Origin of the sequence: Lottiidibacillus patelloidae, assembly GCF_002262935.1 — a bacterium.
Taxonomy (GTDB): domain Bacteria; phylum Bacillota; class Bacilli; order Bacillales; family SA5d-4; genus Lottiidibacillus; species Lottiidibacillus patelloidae.
Genome location: NZ_NPIA01000001.1, coordinates 682,029 through 703,590, shown reverse-complemented (window position 1 = coordinate 703,590; position 21,562 = coordinate 682,029). Strand labels below are relative to the sequence as shown.

Annotated in this window: 25 protein-coding genes; 5 read left to right on the top strand and 20 right to left on the bottom strand. The window is 35.0% G+C overall.

Annotated elements, in window-relative coordinates; all coding sequences use genetic code 11:
- Nucleotides 1-51: 51 nt before the first annotated feature.
- The 4 genes from CIB95_RS03840 to CIB95_RS03820 form a co-directional block, all read right to left on the bottom strand.
- The gene (locus tag CIB95_RS03840; protein WP_094922021.1) at nt 52-543 is read right to left on the bottom strand and encodes a hypothetical protein; all 492 of its coding nucleotides are present in this window, start codon (nt 541-543) and stop codon (nt 52-54) included.
- Between the two features lie 1,145 nt (nt 544-1,688).
- Nucleotides 1,689-2,855, bottom strand: a complete 1,167-nt coding sequence (locus tag CIB95_RS03830; RefSeq protein ID WP_094922015.1) for an endonuclease Q family protein — start codon at nt 2,853-2,855, stop codon at nt 1,689-1,691.
- 10 nt (nt 2,856-2,865) lie between these two features.
- Nucleotides 2,866-3,402: an NUDIX domain-containing protein gene (locus CIB95_RS03825; protein ID WP_094922012.1), complete on the bottom strand. Its 537-nt coding sequence runs from the start codon at nt 3,400-3,402 to the stop codon at nt 2,866-2,868.
- Nucleotides 3,403-3,436: 34 nt separating this feature from the next.
- Nucleotides 3,437-4,006: a nitroreductase family protein gene (locus CIB95_RS03820; RefSeq protein WP_094922010.1), complete on the bottom strand. Its 570-nt coding sequence runs from the start codon at nt 4,004-4,006 to the stop codon at nt 3,437-3,439.
- Between the two features lie 127 nt (nt 4,007-4,133).
- Between CIB95_RS03820 and CIB95_RS03815 the strand changes: the two genes are divergently transcribed.
- Nucleotides 4,134-5,057, top strand: a complete 924-nt coding sequence (locus tag CIB95_RS03815; protein WP_094922007.1) for an aldo/keto reductase — start codon at nt 4,134-4,136, stop codon at nt 5,055-5,057.
- 25 nt (nt 5,058-5,082) lie between these two features.
- Here the strand turns inward: CIB95_RS03815 and CIB95_RS16155 are convergent, their stop codons facing one another.
- The 6 genes from CIB95_RS16155 to CIB95_RS03790 form a co-directional block, all read right to left on the bottom strand.
- Nucleotides 5,083-5,244, bottom strand: coding sequence for a hypothetical protein (locus CIB95_RS16155; RefSeq protein WP_158217555.1), 162 nt, complete (start codon nt 5,242-5,244; stop codon nt 5,083-5,085).
- A gap of 4 nt (nt 5,245-5,248) precedes the next feature.
- Entirely contained in the window at nt 5,249-6,481 is a 1,233-nt protein-coding gene (locus tag CIB95_RS03810) for a Ger(x)C family spore germination protein (protein ID WP_094922004.1), read from the bottom strand.
- 1 nt (nt 6,482) lies between these two features.
- Nucleotides 6,483-7,568 carry a GerAB/ArcD/ProY family transporter gene (locus tag CIB95_RS03805; protein WP_094922002.1) on the bottom strand — a complete coding sequence of 362 codons (1,086 nt, stop codon included), beginning with the start codon at nt 7,566-7,568 and terminating at the stop codon, nt 6,483-6,485.
- Nucleotides 7,565-9,004: a spore germination protein gene (locus CIB95_RS03800; protein ID WP_094921999.1), complete on the bottom strand. Its 1,440-nt coding sequence runs from the start codon at nt 9,002-9,004 to the stop codon at nt 7,565-7,567. Before CIB95_RS03800 ends, CIB95_RS03805 begins: the two co-directional genes overlap by 4 nt.
- A gap of 121 nt (nt 9,005-9,125) precedes the next feature.
- Nucleotides 9,126-9,461 (bottom strand): iron-sulfur cluster biosynthesis family protein, encoded by a 336-nt coding sequence (locus CIB95_RS03795; protein WP_094921996.1) that lies wholly within the window; start codon nt 9,459-9,461, stop codon nt 9,126-9,128.
- Entirely contained in the window at nt 9,458-10,003 is a 546-nt protein-coding gene (locus tag CIB95_RS03790; protein WP_233143883.1) for a PadR family transcriptional regulator, read from the bottom strand. Before CIB95_RS03790 ends, CIB95_RS03795 begins: the two co-directional genes overlap by 4 nt.
- Before the next feature lie 156 nt (nt 10,004-10,159).
- Here CIB95_RS03790 and CIB95_RS03785 point away from each other — a divergent pair, with 156 nt between their 5' ends.
- The gene (locus CIB95_RS03785; RefSeq protein ID WP_094921991.1) at nt 10,160-13,210 is read left to right on the top strand and encodes an efflux RND transporter permease subunit; all 3,051 of its coding nucleotides are present in this window, start codon (nt 10,160-10,162) and stop codon (nt 13,208-13,210) included.
- Nucleotides 13,211-13,336: 126 nt separating this feature from the next.
- Here CIB95_RS03785 and CIB95_RS03780 read toward each other — a convergent pair whose 3' ends face one another.
- Together CIB95_RS03780 and CIB95_RS03775 are read right to left on the bottom strand one after the other, a co-directional pair.
- Nucleotides 13,337-13,786, bottom strand: a complete 450-nt coding sequence (locus CIB95_RS03780) for a GNAT family N-acetyltransferase (RefSeq protein ID WP_094921988.1) — start codon at nt 13,784-13,786, stop codon at nt 13,337-13,339.
- Between the two features lie 78 nt (nt 13,787-13,864).
- A complete protein-coding gene (locus tag CIB95_RS03775) occupies nt 13,865-14,671 on the bottom strand; it encodes an aminoglycoside N(3)-acetyltransferase (protein ID WP_094921986.1) in 807 nt (268 codons plus the stop codon).
- Nucleotides 14,672-14,815: 144 nt separating this feature from the next.
- Between CIB95_RS03775 and CIB95_RS03770 the strand changes: the two genes are divergently transcribed.
- Complete coding sequence (locus tag CIB95_RS03770) at nt 14,816-15,196, top strand: hypothetical protein (protein WP_094921983.1); 381 nt, start codon at nt 14,816-14,818, stop codon at nt 15,194-15,196.
- 28 nt (nt 15,197-15,224) lie between these two features.
- Here CIB95_RS03770 and CIB95_RS03765 read toward each other — a convergent pair whose 3' ends face one another.
- Together CIB95_RS03765 and CIB95_RS03760 are read right to left on the bottom strand one after the other, a co-directional pair.
- Nucleotides 15,225-15,554: a YolD-like family protein gene (locus CIB95_RS03765; protein ID WP_094921981.1), complete on the bottom strand. Its 330-nt coding sequence runs from the start codon at nt 15,552-15,554 to the stop codon at nt 15,225-15,227.
- Nucleotides 15,555-15,568: 14 nt separating this feature from the next.
- A complete protein-coding gene (locus CIB95_RS03760; protein ID WP_094922176.1) occupies nt 15,569-16,783 on the bottom strand; it encodes a Y-family DNA polymerase in 1,215 nt (404 codons plus the stop codon).
- A gap of 342 nt (nt 16,784-17,125) precedes the next feature.
- Between CIB95_RS03760 and CIB95_RS03755 the strand changes: the two genes are divergently transcribed.
- Both CIB95_RS03755 and CIB95_RS03750 read left to right on the top strand, forming a co-directional pair.
- Entirely contained in the window at nt 17,126-17,887 is a 762-nt protein-coding gene (locus CIB95_RS03755) for a DeoR/GlpR family DNA-binding transcription regulator (protein ID WP_094921979.1), read from the top strand.
- A gap of 29 nt (nt 17,888-17,916) precedes the next feature.
- Nucleotides 17,917-18,714: an NUDIX domain-containing protein gene (locus CIB95_RS03750; protein ID WP_094921978.1), complete on the top strand. Its 798-nt coding sequence runs from the start codon at nt 17,917-17,919 to the stop codon at nt 18,712-18,714.
- 60 nt (nt 18,715-18,774) lie between these two features.
- Here the strand turns inward: CIB95_RS03750 and CIB95_RS03745 are convergent, their stop codons facing one another.
- The 6 genes from CIB95_RS03745 to CIB95_RS03725 form a co-directional block, all read right to left on the bottom strand.
- Nucleotides 18,775-19,167, bottom strand: coding sequence for a group-specific protein (locus tag CIB95_RS03745; RefSeq protein WP_094921977.1), 393 nt, complete (start codon nt 19,165-19,167; stop codon nt 18,775-18,777).
- Between the two features lie 18 nt (nt 19,168-19,185).
- Nucleotides 19,186-19,662 carry a GNAT family N-acetyltransferase gene (locus tag CIB95_RS03740; RefSeq protein WP_094921975.1) on the bottom strand — a complete coding sequence of 159 codons (477 nt, stop codon included), beginning with the start codon at nt 19,660-19,662 and terminating at the stop codon, nt 19,186-19,188.
- 139 nt (nt 19,663-19,801) lie between these two features.
- Nucleotides 19,802-20,155, bottom strand: coding sequence for a DUF3139 domain-containing protein (locus CIB95_RS03735; RefSeq protein ID WP_233143882.1), 354 nt, complete (start codon nt 20,153-20,155; stop codon nt 19,802-19,804).
- 104 nt (nt 20,156-20,259) lie between these two features.
- Nucleotides 20,260-20,415: a hypothetical protein gene (locus tag CIB95_RS16150; RefSeq protein WP_158217554.1), complete on the bottom strand. Its 156-nt coding sequence runs from the start codon at nt 20,413-20,415 to the stop codon at nt 20,260-20,262.
- Nucleotides 20,416-20,609: 194 nt separating this feature from the next.
- The gene (locus CIB95_RS03730; protein ID WP_094921970.1) at nt 20,610-20,984 is read right to left on the bottom strand and encodes a hypothetical protein; all 375 of its coding nucleotides are present in this window, start codon (nt 20,982-20,984) and stop codon (nt 20,610-20,612) included.
- Between the two features lie 55 nt (nt 20,985-21,039).
- On the bottom strand, nt 21,040-21,525 hold the full coding sequence (locus tag CIB95_RS03725) for an AAA family ATPase (RefSeq protein WP_094921967.1): 486 nt from the start codon (nt 21,523-21,525) through the stop codon (nt 21,040-21,042).
- Between the last annotated feature and the right edge of the window lie 37 nt (nt 21,526-21,562).

Sequence of the window (21,562 nt, the reverse complement as noted above, 5' to 3'; positions counted from 1 at the left end):
TTTTTCTTCTTACAGGAAAGCACCCTTTAATTGAATAAGCCTTTTGATATTTCATTGAGTTTTATAATCAAAAATATAAGAACAATAGGGTTTTAAGAGCATAATTAGCTCTTGTTGAACTTTCTCACTATCTCCGTATTGGAGTTCATCAGCGATTACATTCATTTTTGCGTACAGTTCCCAACCTAATATTTCTTCAATAGGTGCTACGTTAGACAACTTCCAAAGGTAATCAGCAATGACATCATAATTCTTATTTTCTGTTAATCCCTTATTCAATAAACCAAATATGTATTTAATTGCCAATCCTTCATTTCTCGTGCCTTTAATGTTTTTTAATAAACTAACAATATCCTCACTTTTGGATTTAGTAGCAAGTGAAATTTCAATTAATTCATAAGGAGGTTCAGGCATTTCATTGATTAGTTTATCAGACCATCTAATTACAGTTTCCTTATTAATATAGCCAATTAATAATCCATATCTGTAAATATCAGAAGCAACTGTCAACTCTATTTCATCATTATACGAGATACGAGCCATTACTCATATAACACCTCCGTCCTAAAACCTTTTGCGGTAAAGCATCCCGTTTGTTAAACAAAATATTTTTGAGTTTTCTTTAAAATCGTCGCTTTAAAAGTTTGTTTGCCCAATAGATGTGACTATTTTCGTCATTTGCAAAACCTTCGGCTACTAATAAATCTCTCCAATCTTTGTTTACCAGTTCAATAGCAGTCCTTAGTTTATCAAACTTACCATTTGAATATTTAATAGCTGCAAACCTGACACGTTCAAGTTTCTTTGGTGTCCAGGTGTCACTAAAGGCAGATTATTTCTACATTGATTTATTAATGCGTTAATCACTAAGGTTTTCTCATTTTCGGAAAAAAATATATCTATTATTTTGTATGTCTTGTCAGTAAGTTCCTCTTTGGAATCGTTGCTGAACATCTAACCCCTCCTATTTCGCAAAAAAAATATATATCTTGTGAAAAACAACAATGTTTAATCTCTATAAAATACGCTTTTTTAATAAATACTTGGAGTTATCCTAGAAACGCTTGTTCAACTATCCGACCCGTTAGTTCAAGTACTTAATATTCGAAATCTTATATACATTTTAACATAAAATTCCACATAACCTTTTTAAAAAAATCTTCCTTTTGAAATAGGTTGCTATTGTCTTTTCCCTTCATGTGTTCACAGTATAGGTCAAATACAAATTCACATACCATAAAAATAATTATTTCAATATATGTGATTTTGTGTGCGTTTTTTTATGAAAAAGGCAATAAAATCACTAAAGACATTGATTTAACAACAAAAAACACACGGTGATTTCATATGTGAAATACCGTGTGTTTTGGCTATTTATTTAATTAATTATACCTCTGAAGTAAACCTGTTACTTTTATAGGTATCAGTTCTATTTCAGATAATTTAAAACATATATAATTCCACCAGCATAACCAAGTGTTAATAATACAATTAAAAGTAAAATATTTTTTGTACGTTGCTTCACAATATTCATCCTCTCAAAATATACAGATAAAAAACCCTCTCAACTGAGTAGGGTTTTTTAATGATAGAAAAAGCCGAAATTGAAATGCTTCGTGTTGTACTAGTAGTATAGCACAGGAAGCGGCACACTCTTCGTGGTAATATTCGGAAGTTCTATTTCATCATTAAAGCTCTACTTTCCCATATACACCCGCTCCACCAGACTTTAAAGAAAGTTGGCCGAAACGAGCTTTAGTAATGGCAGTTGCTATTTCTTTCGATACTACTTGTTCAAGCGCTTCTTGCGGTACTTCATGAATGATTTTCATTTCTGTACCAAAATAATCCCTAAGTTTCTGTAATGTTTTTGGACCAAGTTTAGGAATGAAATCTAATGGTACTTGGTGTATGTATGGTGGCCGCTTAGCATTTGTATCATTATCAACATTTCTCAATTCTTGTAAACGATCAAAAACACCTTTTGTTATTTGCTTTGAGCCACAATTTATACAAGACAACTCGTTTTCCTCGATAATGGTATTACACTTTTCACAGCTTGTTCGATGGTATTTTCCTAATAGTGGATTTAAGCCGTAGTTAGCAACAATTTTTCGCCCATCACGTTCCTGCAAAGCGAGCCTTAGCTCATTAAACGTTGGACTTTCCATCGCTACTACTTGATATTCTCTTCCTATTTTCGGTAGTGAATGCGCGTCTGAATTCGAAACATATGTATAGTTATGTAACTCTTTAATGTGATCTGCCATTTCTGTATTTGAACTTAAGCCCAATTCAATCGCATCTATTAAATCTGGATTTAGGACCTCTTCTAATGATTGTTTTACGCCTTTTCCATATAAACTTTTATGCGGTGTGAAAACATGTGCAGGAATAAATAAGCCTCCAAGTTCTTTCACAACTTGCTGTAGTTTTTTAGCAGAAACGTACAGCCTTTGTGAACTCAAAGTGACGTTCTTCATATGGCTTGCCATCCAACTACTTAACTGTTTCATTCCATCAAGCGTTGGAACATAGACGAGAAGGTGAATTGGACCTTTGCAGTTTTCATCATAGATTTCTATTTCGGACCCTAAGATTAATGTCGTATTATTATATCTTAATCCTCCACCTGTTAATTCTTCCATACGACCTTTATTGAGCAGTTCCTCGATTTCGAAAATTACTTCTGGGACATGACAATCAATAACGCCAATAACATCCATCCCTTTATGCAAAGAAGATTGTTCTAAAATTGCGGAAAGCGTTAATGTTTTCGCTCCAGTAATTTTTACTGGGCGTCCTGAAGCAGTCCGCCCAATGTGGATATGTAAATCTACAAAATAATGGTTCATGAAAAACTTCCTATCCTTTGTTTAATTGCAAATATTGTACAGCATAAATTGTTTTTGCATCAATTATTTCTCCAGTTTCGATCATCCGTAATGCTTCATCGATCGTAATTTCCATTACATCGACAAATTCGTCACTGTCGGTCTGTTGCGTCCCTTTACTTAATTCATTTGTAAAATAAACATGAACAATTTGATTTGAAAAACCAGGTGTAGTATAAAAAGCACTAATTTTAGTTATCTTTTCACAAGTATACCCTGTCTCTTCTTCTAGTTCTCTTTTCGCTGAATCTAGAGGTTCTTCCCCTTTTTCGAGTTTGCCAGCTGGTATTTCAACGATTGTCCGTTCTAAAGCTTTGCGAAACTGCCTGACAACAACGAGCTTATTTTCTTTTGTACATGCTACAATTGCGACTGCACCAGGGTGATTTAACACTTCCCTCTTCCCAATTTTACCATCCGGCAATCTTACTTCTTTTACTTTTAAGTCGATAACTTTTCCTTCATAGATAGTTTGTTCAGAAATTGTTTTTTCTGTTAAGTCTCTCATTTATTTGCTCCTTAAATGCTTATGAATAGAGACTTTATTCCTCCATCCATACTGTTTTTTGGTCATATCGAATTCTTTTAACTTTTAATTCTTTTTTTACATTTGGATATCCAATATATATAAATCCTACGATTTCCTCTTGTCCTTGTAAAGAAAACAGCTGTTTCATTCGATCGTGGTATGCTGGTTTTCCAGTTCGCCAAATTGCTCCAAGCCCTAGTGCATGTGCAGCTAACAGCATATTTTGAACAGCACTACTGACAGCTGCAAATTCTTCTTTCACTATTACTTTTTCATTGATTGTTGGTTTAGCCGCTACTGCAATGATTACTGGCGCTCGGAAAGGTTTCTGCTCCGCTTTTAATCTCTTATTTTCTGCTTCTACTTGATCCGTAACACCCTCGGTTGCTATATCAGCTAATGCTTCCCCTAGTTTTTTTCTTCCAATGCCAGTTAACACAAAAAACTGCCACGGTTCGGTCCGGTAGTGGCAAGGAGCCCATGTACCAGCTTCTAAAATTGTTTCAATTAGCTCTTTTGGTACAGCATCCTCTTTTACTAAAGGAATGCTTCTTCTTGTTTTTATTGCTGTTAGAACATCCATCTATTTTCCCCCTTTTATAGAATAACCTAATTTTTTCCTCATAGTAAAACGTATGTACCTAACCGTAATTCTTTTCCTATAAACTTCAATTCTGTTACGATAATAAAAAAAGGAAAGGGGTTTAATGATGAAGAAAAACAGATTAGGAAACTCCTCTATACATGTTAGTGAAATTGGCTTAGGTTGTATGTCGTTAGGAACTAACTTCGAGAATGCGAAACGGATTATTGATGAGGCAATTGAGAGCGGAGTAAATTTTATTGATACAGCAGATTTATATGATTATGGGTTAAATGAGGAATTTGTGGGTAAGACACTTAAAAATCATAATCGCGATAACATTATTTTAGCTACGAAAGTCGGAAATCGTTGGGAACAGGGACAGACCGGGTGGCAATGGGACCCTTCTCCATCTCATATAAAAGAAGCCGTTAAACAAAGTTTAAAAAGATTACAAACCGATTACATTGACCTTTATCAGCTTCATGGTGGTACGCTTGAAGATCCTATTGATGAAATTATTAACGCTTTTGAAGAATTAAAAAAGGAAGGCCTAATTAAGGAATATGGAATTTCCTCAATAAGGCCTAATGTAATTAAAGAATATGTAGAGCGTTCAAATATCGTTAGCGTCATGATGCAATACAGTATACTTGATCGCCGCCCAGAAGAATTGCTTGACTATTTAGCGGGAAATAATGTGAGTGTAATCGCACGCGGACCTTTAGCGAAGGGACTATTGACAGAAGACTGGGAAAAAATAATCGCACGTAAGTTTGAGAATAAAACATTTTTATCATATGATCAAGAGCAATTACATACTCAGATCCAGCAATTAGAAAATAGTAGGATCGATTTGTCTATGCAAGCTATTGCGTTAAAATATGTTTTAGCACACCCTGCAGTTGCTACAGCAATACCTGGGGCAAGTTCTTTGGAGCAGTTCCAAAAAAATAGAGACGCTTTATCGGAACCTACACTAGAACCACTTCAACTCCATGAAATAAAAAGGCTAGCTAAGCAATTAAAATATGAAAGCCACCGTATATGATAGGAAAGGGCGCCTCTTACCCTTCCTATCGAATTTCTATAAAATACGGCAGTGCAATGTTTACAAGCCCTATTAATAATAAGGCAAGCGCTGCAGCTTTGTTTTTTTCCTCTTTCCATAACAATCTCGCAAATGTTAACGTGTAGATCCCTACAAAGCTTGCAATGATATAGATAAACCAGTTCATATTATCAATCCTTTATTTTAGGTATGTTTGGCGTTCTTAATTCTTCTCCAAACTCTGTAATATCAACATTAAACTTCACATTTACTTTCGCTTTAGGAAATGTTTTCATCCAATTGTACTCTTTATACTCACTTAACGTTAAAAAATGCTTGCGTGCTATAAGTGACCAGGCAAAAGGCTGTCCTTTATACTCTTCTTGGAATTGCTTAATAAATTTCATGGTTTTCTTCTCTAAACTTGCTTCAATAGAATTTTTTAATAAGGTCTGATTTTCCTTATTTTGTACATAATCAACTAAACTAGGAATGGCTAATAACTCTAATGAAAACGGCACTTCTACATCTATTATTGGTGTCTTTGTTTCTAAATTCATTTTCACTTTTGTTTCTCCAGTTTTCATTAGTCGAGCAGCAACACGGTAGTCTTTCTTAATAGGGTCTTCATACGTAACTAACATTTTCAAAATATTAGCTGTGTTATTTAGCGCATAGCTTAACCTCGTTTCTTCTGCTGTAATTGTGCCAATCATCTTCCCTTCTTTAAACACAGCAGAACCCATTATTTGAGTTTTATTTCCACCTTCTTTGTCTATTTGACCTGCTTTGTATTCGTCTTCATTATCTCCACTTCCTGATTCCTCTTTTGTTGTGGCTAGAATGGATAAAAATAAATCGGCATCTCCTTCTGCAGTTAAGAAGTATTCATGGAGTGTTGATGTTGGACTAAAGCCCATATCTGTTACTTGTCTGATCATAAACTGATAGTATTTATGTGGCCGTGTCTCAAAAGTAGGAGAATTATTCCTAATGAATTCTTTCGCTTCTTCCTTACATACGATAAGACGAATATCTCGTTTTAATTGTCTCTCTCTTAATGTAGAATAAATTGTTCTAAGTAACATATCAGACTTTGCTAATTCTTCTGATACAACTAGGTTTCTCATATGGTTAAAACTAATATCGCGCGTGATAAAAGCATTGGCAATTTCTCTAGCGGTTAATAAGTCTGTCGCTTTAAACGTAACAATTTCAGATGCAGATTCATTGCCAGCATCCCCCTTTTGAACAGAGCCCACTTGTGGGTTTGAAATTTGAAATGTGACAATAATTTTTCCTTTTTCATCTGCTTTGTCGAGACCAATGACGACTACGTAAGCTTGCTCTTCCAATTCTTTTTTTTCCCAACATCCGGCACACAAAATACACAAAGTGAAAATAACAATTATCCTTTTCACCATCTCATCCTCCCCTGACTCGGGATACTATCCATATCAAAACAATATACATAGCGACATAAAGAGAAGCAATATGAAGTAAGTTTTCTCTTAACAGAAAACCAACTTCAACTGGGTTTTCTGGAATAATCCCTAAAAAAATGATCAATGTAGCAAATGGTAATAGTAATGGGCGAATTTGTTTAATTGAAAATAACTTCGCAAACATAAAACAAGCTATAAATAAGTAAAAGGAAAACTTCACCATTACTCCAACAAGCCATAGTGCCATAAAAAAGGTTTCTGTATTTGTAAAGTATTCTCCAACTGATAAAAAGCGTGTTGTTTCATGAAATGGATACATTAACCTTTGGATTCCAATTACATCAAACAGTGCCACATATACTGCATAGAATATAGTGAGCTGAATTATGGAATATACTAAGCCAATTGTGGATGCTGTTTTAAACTTTTCATCTCTTTTTAATAGCGGAATGAATAAAGCAAAAAACAACGTATCTGAAAATATTGATAATTTAATCGCAGCCTCTTTAGCTACGACATCTATACCTGGCCCTAAAATGGGGAAAATTCTCAGAAATTGCAAATCTTTAAATACTAAAAAGAGCAAAAGGACTAGAGTTCCGATTAGATAAGGTAAAACAAGCCAAGAAACAACCCCGATCACTTGTAGGCCTTTTCTCGCTACAACAAAGCTTGTACCAATAAAAATAAAGTAAATAATAATAATTGGTGTGCTTGGATAATACATCGTTCCTATCGTGTCAATGTGACTTCTACTATCAACTATTAATGCACAAAAAATGATTGCAAAAAAACCAAGATTAAGTGTATATCCTATTTTTTTGCCAAAAACCTCTAATGTTAGCTCATATAAACCTTTGTTAGGATACTTTTCAATTACTTTAATAAAGATAATAAATAAACTCATAAACAAAATTCCTGATAAAAGAGGCACCATCCAGCCAGCATTTTTTGTATCTTGATAAATGATTGTAGGTGTCATATCTGTTATTTTCGCACCCATAGAAATTATAACCATTGCCGCAAGTTCTTTTCTCCCAATTAACCCTAGTTCTTCTTTAATCACTTCGCCACCTTCCTCTTCATATCTTTTGGTTTTAAAAAGCCAGGCCTCCACGTTTCTTTTGTTAATATTTTTCTAAAGAATGTGTCATTTGACGATTTATAGTGAGGTGCAACGGGTGAAAAGTATGGTACTCCATATGATTTCATCGATGCCATATATGAAAGTGCAAATAAAAACACAGCTACCATACCTAAAATACCGAAAGATGCCGCAGCAAATGTAAACAGAAAGCGTGACATTCTAATCATGTAATTTAGACTTACATCTGACAATGCAAAAGAAGATAACCCAGTTATTGCAATGACGATAACCATAATAGGACTGACAATATTTGCATCCACCGCTGCCTGTCCTAATATAAGTGCTCCAACTATACCTATTGTCGGACCTATTGGGTTGGGGATTCTCAATCCTGCTTCTCGCAATAATTCAAAGGCAATTTCCATAATGATTATTTCAAAAATAACAGGAAAAGGAACTTTCTCTCTAGTTGCCGCAATAGCTAATAATAAATCTGGAGGTATCATCTCACTATGATAATTCGTTAATGCAATATAAATTGCTGGAGTAAAGATTGCAATAAAAAAGGCAATCATTCGAATAAATCTAGAAAAATTCCCATACCAAAATCTCATGAAATGATCTTCCGACGTATGCATCATTGCCCAAAAGGTCATCGGTGCTATTAAACATCCTGATGTGTGATCCATTAAAAGGACAACATGCCCTTCCTCTATATACGCTACGGCTCTATCTGGTCTTTCAGTATAAAGATTAACTGGAACAAGTGAATATCTTCTCTCTTCTAAATATTGATCTAACAAATTAATATTTTGTACATTGTCGACATTTATAGCTTTTATTTTTTCTCTTATTTGTGTAAGAATATCTTCATTTACAATGTCTTTTATATACATTAAGGTAACTTCATTTTTAGATCGGTTACCGACTTCCATCGTTTCAGCAATTAAATTTTCATCTCTAATTCTTTTTCTTATTAGCGATTTATTAATAGATGCTGATTCTACAAATGCTTCTTTTGGCCCCTTAATAACTGGTTCATTTTCAGCTTTAGGCACACTTCTATGTGCAAATTTTTGTGCGTTACTAGCAAAAAAGAAGCCATCTCTAAATAATACAATCGCACTTCCTTTGTTCAATTCAGCGGTAGCTTGTTCGATTGTTAATACCTTATTAAAATGATTAGCTGTGATGACATATTCTTTCATAGCCGATGAATCCGCTTGTTTTAATGGTTCTATTAAATTGTCTTCTAATTGATTCATATCAACAATTGAAGAGATAAAATAAATCGTACACACTATTTGTCCATCATTACTTTTAATATTCCTATAGCTGAAATCACTATTTATTGGATAGTGAAACTTTTCCTTTAATTGTTTATCTATCTCCTCAAAACCAAAAAGCTGTTCCATATTATGTCACCCACCTCGCTTTCACTTCATTATTGTCTTCAACATGTCCATATTTATTCTTATCATCCTTCTTTTACTAGTATAAAAAGTTGCTTTTAAACAATTAAAAAACACCAACCAGCTATGCTGATTGGCATTCATTAATTAGCGACATTCTCGGGTTAATCATTTGTACACTACTCTTTAATTGAAAACAATTGTATTTTTCCACGTAACCAATAGTCATATTGTCATCCCAATAGACGATTGCCTCTTTAGGTAGGTAAATTGGTTTATAATTTGTATCGACTTTTAAATAATCTGATTCCGCTTTTTCTGATATAAATAACATGGCTACACCATTGACAACACAGCCACAGCCATCCGTATCGTACTTCAGTTGAAGTACGCTTGTTTCTAGTTCACACATTAACTTTTCTAATCTTTTTACCGCTTCATCTGTAAATGTAATGTTCATTTTTTCTCCTGTCTTTTTTCTAATTTTTCTATTGCCCAATCACACCAAGTAATCCAATTCTTCATATAAAGCAGACCATATTCTGTCGTTAAATATTCTCCTATACGTTCCTCCATCACTTCTTCGTTATATGTTTCTTCTTTCCACATTGTAATATGGTTTAAAACTTGCTCATGGTGTGCTTTACTTTCTTGCAAAAATCCAATTGCTTCTTCTTCAGGGATAAATTGAAATAACGACACACGAAGAAGCATTTCATCTTTAATTTTTGGAGGTGAGACTTCTTTATTCAACAGCCATGTTGTTAAGACACTTTTCCCTTTCTCTTGAAGCGTATACACTTTTTTATCTGGGTTCTCGTCTTGTTTTACTATTTCTGCTGTTACAAGCCCTTCTTGTTCCATTTTATTTAACTCACGATAAATTTGCGTATGGTGAGCATTCCAAAAATGAACCATTTTCATTTGAAATCGCTGCTTTAGTTCATATCCTGTATAAGGTTGTTCGCCTAGGAGGCCTAATAGAGCATAACGTAATGACATGTTCTTCATCCTTTTGCATATCTATTGTATATGTATTGTAAAACTTTTGTAAAACTTAATGTAAAACTATTGCAGTATACGTTTTTTATGACTATACTACATGTATAAGCTCATATGTGCATTTGCACATAATAAGACATGAAGGGACAGAAATCGATGAAATCAGCCACTAAATTTAGTTTGAAGAACCCAGTTGCTATTATTATTTTATCATTTTTATTTGTTTTAGGTGGACTATATTCGTTTAGTTCACTAAAAGTAGATTTACTGCCTGATATTACTTTTCCGCAATTATCAGTTCAAGTCGTTTACCCTGGCGCTTCGCCACAAGATGTAAATGAACAAGTGACAACTCCTGTGGAAGAGCAATTAAAAGGACTACAAAATGTCGATACGATTACTAGTACTTCCTATGAAAGTATCGCAATCTTTAATTTACAATTTCCTTTTGATACGAATATGGATGAAATGGAAGAGGAAGCTAGACGTCTTATTGAAAATGCAAATCTTCCTGAAAGTACTGCAGTAACAATTAATCAATTCTCATTCGGTGCCTTTCCTATCTATAATATCTCTCTTTTCCCTAAAGGAGATACTGATGTAAATGTACTATATGAATCAGAAATATTACCAAAGTTAAAAAAGATAAATGGCCTCAATAACGTCACAGTTGGTGGCACAAAAGAAGAGTTATTACAAATTACAGTTGATCGGAAAAAGGCAACACAATATGGAATATCGTTAACAAAAATTAAAGAAGCAATTAACGGCATGTTTTTATCGTTCCCTGCCGGTTCTCTCGAAGACAATGCGGTGCAAGTTCCTGTTCGTGTCGAACAAAAGATTGAAACAATTGAACAATTGAAGGAAATGACATTTACTACCGCTAGAGGTTCGATTGCATTAAGCGAAATTGCAACTGTTTCACCAGTTACAGAAAAAGTTGCTTATACTCGCTATAACATGCAAGATACAGTGCAAATCGTTGTTACAAAAAAGCAAGATGCTAATACGGTCGAAGTATCTGACTCAGTTATTGAAATTTTAGAAAGCTATAGTAGTGAACTTGATTATTCCATTGGCTTTGACCAAGCAACAGGAATTAAGAAGTCAGTTAATACGTTAATTAAAGAGGGGTTATTCGGAGCTCTATTCGCTTCCTTAGCAGTTCTATTATTCTTAAGAAACTTCCGTGCGACGTTTATTGCAATTCTATCGATACCATTATCATTACTTGCATCGTCTATTTTCTTAGCGCAATTAGGCATTACGCTAAATATCATGACACTTGGTGGTATGGCTGTAGCTGTAGGTCGTGTTGTTGATGACAGTATTGTTGTTATTGAGAATATCTTTAGACGAATTCGCAAGAGCACTGGTGAAGAAGACCGCATTGAATTAATTGTCGACTCTACTAAAGAGATCTTAAAAGCAATTACTTCATCGACATTAACAACAATTGTTGTATTCTTACCGCTAGGGCTTGTCGGTGGTATTACTGGTGAATTCTTTATGCCATTTGCTTTAACAATCATTGTCGCACTATTTATGTCACTTTTAGTATCAATTACTTTAGTGCCTATCCTAGCAAACAGTTCTTTCAAAACTGTTGTTCCAGATGAAAGTGAAAATAAGAAACTACAAAACATTTATACTAGCATTATGAAAAAGGCATTAAATATGAAAGCATTAGTTATTACAATTTCATTGGTCCTGTTAGCAGGCTCAATTGGTATTGCAACAACACTCGATGCAACATTTTTACCAAATGAAAAACAAAAAACTATTGTTGCAAAAATTGAATTACCTGCTGCAACATCATTAGAGAAAACTAACGAGATATCTTTAAAAATTGAGACATTACTTGCGAATCGCGAAGATACCATTCAAGATGTAACAACAGGTGTGGGTAGTCGTGATTATTCAACTGGAATATCTCGTAAAAACGTCGCTAGCTACTTTATTAACTTGACGGATAGCGCAGATATTGATAAGGAAATTAAAGTGTTAGAAGAAGAATTCCAAAAAATCATATTTGCTTTCGATAAGAATTCTGTCATTAGCTTAACTGAGTTACAATCCGGTGGTCCACCTTCAAGTAATAACGTTGATATCGATCTATATTCAACTGACCTTGACGCATTACAAGAAGCTGCCACTGCTGTGGAAGCATATATGAATGAGCACGAATCGTTAAAATATGTAACCAATAATATGCAAGATAAGCAAAAGCAAGTATTAGTAGAAATTGATCCTAAAAAAGCCTCTGCATACGGTGTTTCAGGCTACATGGTACTAGGCATGATTGCCGAACAAACGAAACCTGTTTCTGTTGGTGACCTAACACTATCCGGAACAGAGCGTTACGTTCGCATTGCCTATGATCAAGGACCTTCTAGTGCAACTGAGCTAGAAAACATGACTATATTCAGTAGTAATGGCCCAATTGCCTTAAAAGATTTTGCTTCTGTTAAAGAAGTTGAAAACGTATCCGCTATCCAAAAGCTTGATGGAAAAATCTTTGCACGCGTTTCTGCACAAGTATATGGAAATAGCCTTGTTGCTGTATCAAGTGAAGTAGTAGATGGGGTTAAAGCTTTAGTAGGTGAAGGCAAAATTCCAGCTAACGTCTCACTTGAAGCAGGAAGTGGCGGCGATGAAACGATGAAAACATTTGCTGATTTAGGATTAGCGATGATCGTTGCAATCGGTCTCGTTTACTTAACAATGCTTATTACATTTGGGCAAGCACGTATACCATTTATTATTTTATCTTCGCTGATTTTTGTACCAATAGGTGCAATCTTAGGGCTATTAGCAGTTGATGAACCACTATCGGTTAGCGCAATGATTGGTGTATTAATGTTAATTGGTATCGTAACGACAAACGCAATTGTACTCGTCGATCGAATTGGGCAAAATCGTTATGAAAAAGGCATGAAAGTGCGTGAAGCAGTTATTGAGGCTGGTCAAACTCGATTACGTCCAATCTTAATGACGGCTTTAGCTACGATCGCTGCACTTTTACCACTTGCATTTACGACATCTGAAGGTACATTAATTTCCAAAGGTTTAGCAGTTGTCGTTATCGGTGGTCTAACTACTTCGACGTTGTTAACGTTAATCATTGTACCTGTGTTATATGAACTGTTTTACCGAAAACAAATAAAGCGTGAGCTGGAATTAAGTAGTCCAGAGCAAAGTTAAAACACAAATAAAAAGGGATGTAAATTCATAGTTGAATTTACATCCCTTTTTTATTACTAAGACAACTTCTAGGTTTAATACGCTTACTTTCTTTAGTTTTTCATATATAGTGATCGTTTACAATGTTTACGGAGATATCCATTCGTATTGAATATCTGGCAAATTCTCTTCATTTTCATGTCCTCTACCAATGACTTGAAATCCATTCTTTTCATAAAACTGTTGTGCACTTCTATTTACTTCAAATGTATATAGAGTTAACCTACCACTTGATTTTTCTTTTGCCCTATCAAGCAATGCTTGTCCTATCCCGATTCGTTGATAATCAACATGAATATAAAGTTGACTTATCTCTTTTTCATTATAAGCAATCATCCCAACTACTTTCTCATCGATTAACGCTAACTCTATTTGATATTGTTCAAATAAGATATGATTTAAAAAATTGATATGATTTTCAATGCTATGAATTTCTTTTTGACCAATTGCACGCTCCTTACTATTTCGCCACATTTCCACCGTTTGTTCAGCGTGTGTAGGAATATACTGCATTATTATGTATTTGTATTGGTTCACCACAATACCTCCTTTACAGTTGTCTAGTCAACTATTTCGTGTTGCTTACCTAGTTTACATTTCACTGTCTTCTTCATCTTAATTTGAGGCATTTTCTATCATCCATTTCTTCGCAAACTCCACCGCTTCTTTTTGTGGGAATAGTTTTGCCTCAGCTAACCCTATTTTCCCATTGTTCACTCGACCAATCTTTTCGTATTGCTCGCCGATTGCCGGGAATTTTTCATCATCATAAGCAATTTCTTTATATTTCTTCCAGACGCGCTTTCCATTTTCTATTATTGGTGCATATTGGATTTGCTCTTTTATCGTCGGATCCGCGTGTTCTGCTAAATGCATTGACGTGTTACTATCATGACCAACACCTATTAGCAAAATATAAAAATTATTTTCTACCATTCTACCTAATGGTGAATCTTCACCTAAACCATCATTTAATGGATGTGGATGAAGAATGGCTTCTTTCCCTTTTCCCCATCCTGCAAATGATAAGGCTGGATGCTCACTCCTCATTACATTTCGATATGTACGAAATAGCTCTGGCACAGCCCCTAGTCCCCTTGTTGGAGTTGTTTTCGAATCATATGCTGGCATTGTTTCACGAATTGTTTCCCACCATTCTTCTGGCACTGGAGGAGCCATCCAATTTGCTGGATCTGAAAGGTGGGCAGATTGGCTTGGCATAACAATCATTCCCTCTTCTGTTACCACTTTCATTAGCGCTTCAATAACAGCCACCGGTCCACCGCATACCCAGCCGAGCGAGCTTAGTGAAGAATGAACAATGACATTCATTCCTTGTTTCACACCTAACTTTTGTAAATCAGCTGCGATGCTTTCTATTGTATTAATGTGTTGTTTTTCAACTGCTTGTTTTTCTCCCATACTAATTCTTCCTTCCTGCTTTATGTCTCTATTACTAGTTTAATATATTTGGAAAAAGTTGCATATAGACAAACCTTCTATTACACTTTATTTATACAATACCGGGCAACGAATTTATTGATAATATGTCGTTAGGGTGGTTACATGAACTTTTTTAAAACAGTAGAAAGCTGGTGTGCAGTAGGACTTATTTCATTCTTTTTTATCCCTTGGATTAAAGTGTTAGACTTATGGAGCTTAAGTGGTGTACAAGTAGCAAACCTTTCTGGTGAATATTCGAGACTTTTTACAATAGCTTTTTACATTATTCCTATTTTAGGATTTCTTGTTTTGTATCAAGGATCACGTAACCAGCTCTCTAAATGGTTACTTTTTGTTTCTGGCGTATACCCTTTATCGTTTTTTCTCGTTGCTTACTTTTTGCACGGTCAAAATTTCACTTATTTACTAGGTGTATACTTAACAGCCACTGCATCTCTTTGTTTAGTAATTCTCACTTTCATTTCAAATCACGTGAAAAAATAACCCGAAATCTCCTTTGATTTCGGGTTTTCTATGCTTTCCTAGCATCTATAATATTTTTTACTGAAATGTGGTGAACATCATTAAATGCATCGATTAAGCGTAATTTTTTTTCGAAGTCATCATAGTAATGAATCCGCCCAACTAACACTTCGTAATCGTTATTAATGTAGGAGGTGATTGCTAGTTCATCCCCAGCTTCCATTGCATAACAGATCGTTTCATTCAACTCTTCAAGCTGTTGTTCGTCTAATTGCGGCTTTGCTTTATATCGATCTTCTTCTGCCCATTCACGGAGCATTTTCACATGCTCTGGCAGCATAAGTGATGTCCACTTAATTTTTCCACGGTCGCGTATCATTTATCCTCTCTCCTCTACGCCTTATGTCCCCCAACAAGTTTACTGCGATGACGAGCAGTTCCTGCTTTTGTATACGAAACACCGCGCAATAACTTATCTGATCCATATTTATCACGAATAGCATCCATCGTATAACCTAGTTTTTGGCGTTTTGGGCGTGCTGGATCAAAAAGATTAAGTTGCATCTCTTCATCACTCGTAATATTCGATAAAGAAATGGAGATTTGCCGAACGGTTTTTCCATGTTCGTAAAATGTACGAAATAGCTGCAAACAAGTCTTATAAATGTCCATTGTAATATTCGTCGGCTCCTCCATCGTTTTCGAACGATTAAATCCACCGCCAGATTCATCTTTGCTGTAACCAATTCCTAAGCTAATCGTCCGGCCAGCTTTTCCAGCCTTTCTTGCTCTACGTCCAACTTCCTCACACATTTCTAAAATGACATGCTTTACTTCCGTTGGGTCATCGTAATCTCTAAGTAGAATTTGCCCTTTGGCAAAACTAATTTGCCCTTGCATTAATGGCGCACCAAGATCTGATAAATCAACACCATGCGCATGATAATACAATTGATTTCCCATGACACCAAACTTTTTCTCGAGCAAAGCAAGTGGCGTTTGCGCCAGTTGTCCAACAGACACAATTCCCATCCGCTTGAGCGTAAGTTCTAAACGTTTACCGATGCCCCACATTTCACTTAGGGGAGAAACAGGCCAAAGTTTGCTTGGTATATCTTCATATTTCCATTCCGCAATTCCAATCTTTTTAGCTTCAAGGTCTAAGCAAAGCTTTGAAATAAGCATATTCGGGCCAATCCCAATTGCACAAGGAAGGCCAAACTCTTGCAGCATCTCTCGCTTAATCCGTGCCGCTAACGCCCAACTAGACCCCCATAACTTTTCAGTGCCATCCACTTGCAAAAAACTTTCATCGACACTATACGTATGAATACATTCTTTCGGAACATAGCGATGAAAAAGTTTCGTCAATCCCATGGATACTTCTAAATATGAGCCCATTTTTGCATTCACAATATGAATACGTTTGTCATTCGGTATTTCAAAAAGGCGGTTACCCGTTTTAATACCGAAATCTTGCTTAAGTTTTGGCGATGCTGCTAAAACGATACTCCCTTGACGCTCCGTATCGCCAACAACAGCTAAATAACACGTAAGTGGATCAAGACCGAGCATGACTGCAGAGCAGCTCGCATAAAAGCTTTTCATATCAATACAAAACACGGTTTTCTTCGGCAATGATTCATAATCAATCAAATGCTATCACTCTCCAAAACAAGAACTTGTGTTCGCATTTTAGTATATTCATCATTTTACACGAATATACGTTCGTATTACAATAAGAAAATTTAGGGAACAGGAAATTGAAAGGTGCAAAGACATGAATAAACATGAATAAAATCGAGGTGCGAAGTGATAAACATTAACTAAATTGAACAAAATAACAACAAACACGCACAAACACGCATAATTTTGTTGACAAAACGTGAATAAACATGAAATAATAAATGCAGAAACAGGTGATTTTCATAAAAATTGGAGTGATTTTACATGTTCTCGGAAGAAAGACGTGAAGAAATTTTAAAATTAGTAGAAAAAAACGGACGTATTTTAGCAAAAGATTTAGCAGAAAAATTCCAAGTGTCCATTGACTCCATTCGAAGAGATTTATCGATTATGGAAGATCAAGGACTTCTAAAGCGAACACATGGTGGTGCAATTCCTTTAACACAAGCACAAGCATTACCGCTAGTGCCATCCTTAAGGTACGGAGAAGGAACAGAATATCAACAAGCAATAGCAAAACAAGCAGTCTCTTATATTGGAGAAGGTGACACCGTATTTCTTGGCGGGGCAAGCATTCATTATGCCATGCTTCACTATTTACCGAATAATATTTCCTATACCGTCATCACTAACTCACTAGAAATTGCTTATAAATTACGCGCTGCTGAACATATTGAAACATACTTAATCGGTGGAAAAGTGAAAGGTTCAGGAAATATAACAGACGCACTCGCAAACGCGTTCGCACGCCAATTTACTGTTGATTTGTGTTTTGCAACAGCAGGTGGATTGTCTGAAAAAGGGCTAAGCACAGCAACACCAGAAGTAGCACTGTTCCATAAAACGGTCTACAGTAACGCGAAAAAAATTGTCACATTAGCAGAACATACGAAAATTGGTCAAAATATGTTTACAGTAATGTTCCCTCTCGAAAAACTAGATGTCATTATTACAGACAACGAAACAACAAAAGAAGATATTCAAATGTTAGAGGCACACGGAGCAAAAGTTATTGTTGCCGACTAACAAATCCCCTTGGTAAGGAGCTTGTAAAAATGATTTACAGAAGAAAAACATATAAAATAAGACCGGAAAAACTAGATGACTTTAATGATTTTTTCCATACATATTTGTATCCAAATCAACTAAGACATGGGGCAAAATTAGTAGGACGTTGGACAACTGAAAATAAAGATGAAATTATCGCTATATGGGAATACCGTAGTAAAGAGCATTATGAAAACATCGAGAGTATGATTCGAAAAAGTGATTTACACCAAGCTGCAAAGGAAAAGCGAAAGGAACTTGGAGAGCTTTACATAGAGAGTAATCAAGATTTCTTATCATCAACAGCATTTCCTGCAACTTATCATCCACCAAAACAAATCGTTTCAGTTAGTGGCTATATAACGAATGCAGCTGGTGAAGTTTTACTCGTCAAAAATATTCATCGTGCAAATACGATGGAAATGCCAGGTGGTCAAGTTGAAGAAGGTGAGACGTTAGAAGATGCAATTCATCGAGAAATTCTCGAAGAAACAGGAATTACGATTCAGTTAAGTGGAATAACAGGAATTTATCAAAACATTACAAGTGGAATAGTATGTATTGTATTCAGAGGACAATATGTATCAGGCCAAGTACGAACTGCCGAAGGAGAAACGTCAGAAGTAGTCTTCACTGACTTGACGAAAGAACGTGTAAATGAACTAATCACACGACCACACTTCAGAAATAGAACGTTAGATGCAATGGAACCAAATTATTTACCTTACGAAGCATTTCGTGTTCGCCCATATGAACTAATAAGTAGATTTGAAGCAAAGAAAGAAATTGGAGGGGCGTCCATATAAGGATATGCCCCTCTCTTTTGGAGTCCAAACTCAGATCATAGCTCACCATTGTTAGCTTTTTTATATTTGACTAGTTGTAACTTTTTCTAACAGTTCTTCAATTGTACCAATACATTTTTCAACTTCTGGTAATTGATAAAATGTGCTAGTTGTTTCGAAATTATTAACATCATCATTAGCTGAATATAGATAAATTCTTTTCCCATGTCCAAGTGCAATCCCAAATTCAATATGGCTTCCTTTTCCAGCTGGTAATAAAACTATAATAAAATCTGACTCTATTATTGCATCTTTTTCTTGTTGACCAATCTCTTTTAAATCAGCTAATGTCGAAGCACTTTCGTTTCTAGTCCAATCATATGTATGAATGTACCCTTTATTTATTAACTGTTGGCTAACGTAACGGACGTTCTCAATATTCTTCAAACTTGAAGCAACATAAAATTTCTTCATATTAATCCTCCTAATAAATTAACAGTCTAAGTACATTCTAGAGAATATATCTTTGAAACCAGCCTTTGAGTAAAAATCTTTAGCACTTGAATTAAAAGTAAATACCTTTAATTCAATTCTGTTTATTCTTTTTTCATTACTCCATTTAATAACACTTTCAAGCAACATTTTTCCTACCCCTATACCTTGATACTCCTTTAATACCACTAGGCTGTTTAATTCAACCCATTTTCTTTTCTTTATTACTGGAAATGAGCTTGATTCCATAACAACACATTCAACAAAACCAACTATTTGTTTATCTGTTTCAGCCACTATTAAATATTTATCATCGTCTTCAATTTGTTTCTCAATATATTCTAAAGGTCTAGCTTCACCCTCTGGTTCTATAAATATATCTGGATATTCTACCCTATGCATTTCATCTAATTCTTTATAGATCTTTAACATTTGATGAAAATCTGTAATATTTGCTTTTCGTAACTTAATATCCATTCCTTTATGCTCCTAACTTTTAAAGAATTTAACATTGCAAATATTTCATTTCACTAATCTGCTCTCGTTAGCGCAATAACTCTTTCATATAAATTCAATAAATAAGGGCACTTCTTCTTACTGGAAAGCACCTGTTAGTTTAATTACTAGATTCATAATTTTTTAAATCTTTTTCAGTGATTCCCTTTTGTATTCCCTCTTCAGTTAAGCTATATTCAAATTGAATGATGTCATCATGTGCAAAATAAATATATTCAACATATGGTTCGTTTTCAAAGATAACTCTAGTGAAAAAAGGGGGCAATTTCACTCCCCAAACACCCTCCACTAACTGAATTTCCTTTTCCTTATAGCCCTTTTCTTCTACAAGATAATTCATTACTTTATTCTTATAAATGAATTTGTTTCCTTCTACATATATAAAAGGGGTGAGTATAAGACCAATAATCAATATCCAGATAACTATAATAAAAATCTTTTTATTTCTATTCACAAATATCCCCCTTTTAAAATTTAACAAGAACAGAAGCTTTTTCATTAATTAACCCCATTAATATGCAGTCATTAACTATCGTGCCTTCGTTAATCGGTTTGTTATTAAATAACTATCCAAATAAAGCTAAGTATTACAATAAATAAAATTGGTGTAAGGCAGCCAAGACAACCAATTACTTGACATCCATCTGTAAGTTTATCAAGGAATGCTACAAATGGGTTTTGGCTTTCTTCTTTATTTTCCTTGGTATTTTTCATATTCTATTTCTCCTATTTAATTAAATGACTGAAAATGTAAGTGTCTTTTCTCGGCAGCGTAATTACGCTACCTAAATAAATTCAATAAAAAAGGCATTTCTCCTCCTCGAAGAAATGCACCAAAGATCAGCGATCGTAAACTTTTATGTATTTGAAACAACTCTATTTTTGGAAATGATACTTATCTAAATACCTTATTTAAAGATAGATTTTAGTTCGTCAGGAACAATTACAACGTCTTGTATTTTATATTTTCTATCTGGTGTATTATTGTGTAGATTAAGTAATACCATTTCTCCGTTATCAAATTCTAATAATTGATAGGTTTTAAAACTTGTACCAGCACTCATCACTTCATGTACTGCTTTTAATGTTTCATCAGATATATATTCTTGTCTACCTTCATCAATAAGTGTTTTAGCACGCACATAATTTTCAACTTGAACTGCACTTTTAAAGAAAAGTCCAACATCATCGGGACCCTTTTTTATTGTTTCATTATAAAATAGAACGCCTAATACCACATTCAATAAAACAGATACTGTAATGATAATATTTCTAGTTTTCATGCGTTATCTCTCCCCGTTTTCAAAATCATTAGCTATTGTCGCTGGCAGTTATTTATTAGCATTGACGAAGTATCTCGTCAACGACGCGCTCGATCGGCGCGGTGGAATCAATTATTATTCCGTTTTTAGGAATGTCTTCTTTTGTTTCGTGCAATCGTAAAATGAGTTCCCGTTCCTTTTTCTTTCCGCCCCACTCATTTTCCGGCCGCTCGTCAAGTCTTCGGTTTAATGTGTCAAGATCGACGTCAAGGACAAAAACGCCGTCAAACAGATCTATGAATTTCGAAAAGTTCCTAGAACCACCGCAGAAAAATGTGACATCCTCATCGTGATTGGCAACTAAAGCTTTTACTTTATCTACATGCCAAATGTGGTGCTCGTGCGTGGCACCTTCTGTGGGTGTACCAGTTTCCGGATCGCCTTGATAAGCCAATTCACGGTCACCATGAATAGCATGGTAGCCGCGCCTCTGTAATTCATCACAAACCGAAGTTTTGCCAGTGCAGGATACGCCTTCAATTAGATAATTCCTTTTCCCCATAAATTTCCCCTCCATTTCCATCTATCATTGTCGGTTT